This is a genomic window from Kordiimonas laminariae, assembly GCF_023008165.1.
Classification (GTDB): domain Bacteria; phylum Pseudomonadota; class Alphaproteobacteria; order Sphingomonadales; family Kordiimonadaceae; genus Kordiimonas; species Kordiimonas laminariae.
Window position 1 is genome coordinate 1 of sequence record NZ_JAKQZA010000019.1, and the last position, 677, is coordinate 677.

Below are 677 nucleotides of genomic sequence, written 5' to 3' on the forward strand. Positions count from 1 at the left end.
TTTGGAATGGTTCGAAGTATGATTCCTACGGCCGTATTTATGATAATACTGGCTCAATTGTTGTTGAGACCAATAATATTATTGCTGCCAATTCTGGTGCTTTGCCAACGTTTACTGAATTGTCCAATGGTAAAATCCTTCTGACATGGAACTATTATCTGAACGGTACAGCCAGAACCGAGACATACGGCCAGATATATAATGCCGATGGATCAATTGATGTTCCTATTTTTACTGTAAATGCAGGCTCAGCAGGAGATCAACACGCTACAACATCCGCCGCTTTGGAAGATGGTGGTTTTGTTGTTAGCTGGCAGGTATATGCGGATGGGCCAATTTTTATGAGGCTCTTTAATGCTCAGGGGCATGCGACAACCGGAGACATTCAGGTATCTAGTGGTAGCACTGCAAACTTCTATAGCGATATCGCTACATTACCGGACGGTACGTTCGTTGTGTTCTGGGAACAAAGCGACGCCGGGTCTGGTGTTAATATCTACGGCCAACGGTATGACGCTGATGGCAATTCTATCGGAGATTCATTTACTGCACATACAGATGCAACGGGCACTCAGTCCTTCCTTGATGCAGATGTTAATGTTGCCGGTGATGTTGTTGTTAGTTATCAGTCAGATACAGGTGATGGTAATGGCTTTGATATACAGCTAAGAGTGTTG

The 677-nt window shown here is 44.0% G+C and carries 1 pseudogene; it reads left to right on the top strand.

The features are described 5' to 3' along the window. Positions 1 to 677 (top strand): annotated as a pseudogene (locus MF542_RS17490) (hypothetical protein); the annotation flags it as partial.